Source organism: Nocardia sp. NPDC002869, assembly GCF_046764065.1.
Lineage (GTDB): Bacteria > Actinomycetota > Actinomycetes > Mycobacteriales > Mycobacteriaceae > Nocardia > Nocardia rhamnosiphila.
Genome location: NZ_JBKOOL010000272.1, coordinates 1 through 4,329 on the forward strand (window position 1 = coordinate 1; position 4,329 = coordinate 4,329).

Below are 4,329 nucleotides of genomic sequence, written 5' to 3' on the forward strand. Positions count from 1 at the left end.
CTCGAGTCTCGAGGCCTGAACGGCGGGACCAAGGGGGCCTCGACCCCGCGGCGCCGCAGGCGCCGCCAATAAACACAGCAATTACCGCAGTACTTTGCGGCCGATGGCGTATTTGTGGACTTCGGTGGGGCCGTCGTAGAGGCGGAAGGGGCGCATATCGCGGAAGATCATCTCGACCACCGTCTCGTCGCTGACGCCGATGCCGCCCAGGATCTGGACACAGCGGTCGGCGACCTTGAACAGTTCCTCGGAGACGAACGATTTCGCCATCGAACTCTCGTGGCGGGCCTTCTCGCCCTGGTCCATGAGCCAGCAGGTGTGCCAGATGGTCAGCCGGCACTGGTGCAGCGCGATCTCGTTGTCGGCGATCATGAACGAGACGCCCTGGTGTTCGCCGAGGGTCTTGCCGAAGGCGGTGCGGGTTTTGGCGTGGTCGATGGCGATGCTCTGGGCGCGTTCGGCGGCGCCGAGCCAGCGCATGCAGTGGGTGAGGCGGGCGGGGGCCAGGCGCAGCTGGGCGTAGCGCAGGGCCTGGCCTGCTTCGCCGAGCAGCGCCGACTTCGGGAGGGTGAGGTTGTCGAAGCGGACCACACAGTGCCCGGCCACGTAGTTGCGGTCCATGGTGTTCATGGTGCGTTCGATGACGATGCCGGGGCGGTCGCCGTCGGTGAGGAAGAGGGTGGGTCCGGCGGGGAGGTGGGGGTTGTCGCCGAGCAGTGCCATGATGATCCAGGTCTTGGCGCCGTTGGCGCCCGTGATCAGCCATTTGCGGCCTTCGATGACGAAGTTCTCGCCGTCGAAGGTGGCGGTGGTGGCGAGCTGGCCGGGGTCGGAGCCGGCGCCGTCGGGTTCGGTCATGGCGAATACCGAGCGCTGATGCCCGTCGATGACCGGCCGGAGGTAGCGCTCGGTCTGCTCGGGGTTCGCGATCTTGGAGAGCAGGAACATATTGCCTTCGTCCGGAGCGGCACAGTTCATGGCGACCGGTCCCAGCGTCGACCAGCCGGCGGCTTCGTAGAGCACGGCCTGTTCCACATGGGTGAGGCCGCGGCCACCGAGTGCGGTGGGAGCCTGGATGGTCAGCAGGTCCTCGGCGCGGGCGAGTTCCACGAGTTCTTGACGGAGTTCGTCGGTGGGGCCGTGGGAGGTGAGTCGCGGGTCGCGCTCGTAGGGCACGATCTTGTCTGCGACGAATGCGCGGACCCGGTCACGTTCGGCGGCGAGCTCGGCGGGAATCGTGAAGTCGATCATGTGGTCACCTTCGTCCGGGGGCGTTGAGGACGAGCATACGAAACTTCGCCGCCGGGACTGAAGGCACCTGCCCTCAGGTACTCAGCGGACCCGGGCGACCTGACGCTGCCGCGCCCCGATCACCCGGCAGACCAGGTAGATCACGAACGAGATCGTGGTGACGAACGTGGAGACCGGCGCCCCCGGCGCCAGCGACAGCAGGATGCCGCCCACCGCGGCGATCTCGGCGAAGATCACCGCAAGCACGGTGGCGCGCACCGGGTCGGCGGTCAGCTGCGCGGCCGCGGCCGCCGGGGTGATCAGCAGTGCGAGCACCAGCAGGGCGCCGACGATCTGGACACCGAAGGCCGCCGTGATCCCGAGCATCACCGCGAACAGGATGGACAGCGCCCGTACCGGCACACCCCGGGCCACCGCGACCTCCGGATCGGTGCTGGCGAACAGCAGCGGGCGGTACACCACGGCCAGTACCGCGAGCACCGCGGCGGTGCAGGTGGCCAGTAGTGTCAGCCCGCCGAAACCGACGCTCACGACCTGCCCGGTCAGCAGCGAGAATTTCGACCCCGCGCGTTCGGGACCGAGCCACAGGAACAGCACCGACAGGCCGAGCCCGAACGACAGCACCACCGCGATCACCGAGTCGCGCTCTCTGGCCCGGGTGCCGAGTACGCCGAACAGCACGGCCGCCACCACCGAACCGGCGATCGCCCCGAGTCCGACGCCCGCGCCGACCAGCAGCGCGGCGGCCGCACCGGTCAGCGAGAGTTCGCTGGTGCCGTGGACCGCGAACGACATCTGCCGGCTGATGATCAGCGGGCCGATCACTCCGGCGAGCAGGCCGAGCAGGGCCGCCGCGACAACGGCCTGCTGTACGAAGTCGTAGCCGAGCAGGTGTGCGGTGGTCTGGATGTCGAAGATTTCGCCCAGTACCTCGGAGAGCTTGTCCATCTACCCGTTCGCCTGTCCCGCTCGCTGGGTGAGTTCGGCCAAGGGGCCACCGGTGTGCGGGGTCCCCGGCTCCCCGTGGCAGTGGGCGCCGGCGGTGCCGAGGGCGTCCATGGTGTCACCGGTGCCGACCACGACCAGCCTGCCCCGGACACGCAGCACGTCGACCTCGGTCTGGTACAGCTCCGAGAGCACCGCGGAGGTCATGACCTCGTCCGGGGTGCCGATCCGGAATTTCCCGCCGACCAGGTAGAGGACGCGGTCCACCAGCGGCAGGATCGGGTTGATCTCGTGGGTGACGAACAGTACCGATGTGCCGTGGCGGCGGCGCCGGGCGTCGATCAGCCCGGAGACCAGCTGCTGGCTGGCCAGGTCGAGGCTCAGCAGTGGTTCGTCGCAGAGCAGTACCGCGGGGTCGCCGACCAGTGCCTGCGCCACCCGCAACCGTTGCTGTTCGCCGCCGGACATGCTCTCCAGCGGCGCCTTGGCGAACCTCTCCGCGCCGACATCGGCGATTGCGGCGGCGACCTTGCGCCGGCGCTCGGCGCGCGCTCGCAGGCCCAGCCCCCAGCGGTGTCCGTCCACGCCGAGACCGACCAGATCGACGCCGCGTAACTGCACGCCCGCGTCGATGGTGCGCTGCTGCGGTATGTAACCGATATCCGGGTGGCCCGCGCGCGGCGCGGCGCCGGCGATCCGGGCGCTGCCCGAGCTCAGGGCCAGTTGACCGAGCAGCACCCGGAGCAGGGACGTCTTGCCGGAGCCGTTCGGCCCGAGCACCGCGATGAACTCACCCCGGGCGACGCTGAGATCCAATTCCCGCCACAGGACGCGGTCGCCGAACGCCAGAGTGGCCGATTCGAGCCGTACGGCGGGTTCCGGCGCGGGCCGAGCGGAGTCGTCGAAGCGCTCGGCCGCGACACTGCCGTCACCGGCCGTCGTGGCACGGTCCGCTGTCGAGGCGATATCGCTGCTCATATCGATCTATCCGTTCCTCGGGTGCGGTCAGCCGATGGCGTCGGCCAGCGCCTGGGCGTTCTGCGTCTGCCACGTTACGAAATCCGTTCCGGACGGCAGCGTTTCGGTCACCTCTACCACCGGAATGCCGGCGGCGACGGCGGCATCGCGCAGATCCCGGCCTACCTTGTCCTCGGTCTGCACGTTGTAGATCAGGACCGCGACCTGCTTGCCGGCGATCAGGTCGCGGGTGGCGGCGACCGCGGCGGGCGACGGATCGGTCTCCTGCTCGATCGCCTCCTGGTAGTCCCGGGGCGTCCGGTCGACGGTACCGGCATCCTGCAGCAGGTAGTACGCCAGCGGTTCGGTCTGCAGGACCGGGAGGCCGGGGTGGTCGGCCGCGATCGCGTCGGTGCTCGCGCCGACCTGTGCCAGCCGGTCGGCGAACTGCGCCGCCCGATCGGTGTAGCCCTGGGCGTGCGCGGGATCGATTTCGGCGAGCCGGTCGCCGATCTGTCCGGCGACCAGGGCGACGGTTTCCATGTCGTACCAGACGTGCTCGTTCGAATCGTCCCGGATGGCCTCGTCCCGGGCCGCGACCGCCTCGACGGTGCGCTTACCGCGGCCCTCGATCGCCTTCGCGACGAATTCGTCGTAGTGGCCACCGTTGTACACGACCAGATCGGCATCGCTGAGCTGCGCGGATTCCGATGCCGAGGTTTCATGCGAATGCGGGTCGGTGGAGGGCTCGGAGATGATCGCGGAGACGTCGGCATCGGGCCCCGCGACGGTGCTCGCGATATCGGCCCAGACATTGGTCGAGGCGACCACCGACGGTTTGCCGGAATCGGAGCCGGCCCCGCCGCAGGCGGTGAGTGCCGCGGCCGCCGCCACACCCACGGCGATGATCAGAGCGCTACGGGCATAGTGAGGTGACACGGCAAATACCTACCAGGGTTAATGGAAATCGTTTCCGTTTTACTTTAGCAGCCCTGGTGACGAGGTTTGAACCGACCGTCCGGTTCCAGCCATTCCTGTCGCGCAGACATTCCGCGGCTGTGGGGGTTGAAGCGGGTTCGATATGCGGCCCCTCCTGTGTTTTTTGGCGCCGCCTGCGGCGGCGCGGGGTTGAGGCCCCCTGGGTCTCGCCGTTTCGGCCTCGAGACTCGAGCCTTC

General features: G+C 68.8%; 4 protein-coding genes. All 4 read right to left on the reverse strand.

The genetic code is table 11. From position 1 onward, the window contains the following. Positions 1–81: 81 nt before the first annotated feature. Positions 82–1,251, reverse strand: a complete 1,170-nt coding sequence (locus ACLML9_RS27950; RefSeq protein WP_411948301.1) for an acyl-CoA dehydrogenase family protein — start codon at positions 1,249–1,251, stop codon at positions 82–84. A gap of 81 nt (positions 1,252–1,332) precedes the next feature. After that, on the reverse strand, positions 1,333–2,199 hold the full coding sequence (locus tag ACLML9_RS27955; protein WP_030524116.1) for a metal ABC transporter permease: 867 nt from the start codon (positions 2,197–2,199) through the stop codon (positions 1,333–1,335). Beyond that, positions 2,200–3,174: a metal ABC transporter ATP-binding protein gene (locus tag ACLML9_RS27960; RefSeq protein WP_411948302.1), complete on the reverse strand. Its 975-nt coding sequence runs from the start codon at positions 3,172–3,174 to the stop codon at positions 2,200–2,202. Between the two features lie 27 nt (positions 3,175–3,201). Continuing rightward, positions 3,202–4,092, reverse strand: coding sequence for a metal ABC transporter solute-binding protein, Zn/Mn family (locus tag ACLML9_RS27965; RefSeq protein WP_411948303.1), 891 nt, complete (start codon positions 4,090–4,092; stop codon positions 3,202–3,204). Positions 4,093–4,329 lie beyond the last annotated feature (237 nt).

Excerpts from the sequence above, each read along its gene's own strand:
- ACLML9_RS27950 (WP_411948301.1), bottom strand. The coding sequence starts at position 1,251 with ATGATCGACTTCACGATTCCCGCCGAGCTCGCCGCCGAACGTGACCGG.
- ACLML9_RS27955 (WP_030524116.1), bottom strand. The coding sequence starts at position 2,199 with ATGGACAAGCTCTCCGAGGTACTGGGCGAAATCTTCGACATCCAGACC.
- ACLML9_RS27960 (WP_411948302.1), bottom strand. The coding sequence starts at position 3,174 with ATGAGCAGCGATATCGCCTCGACAGCGGACCGTGCCACGACGGCCGGT.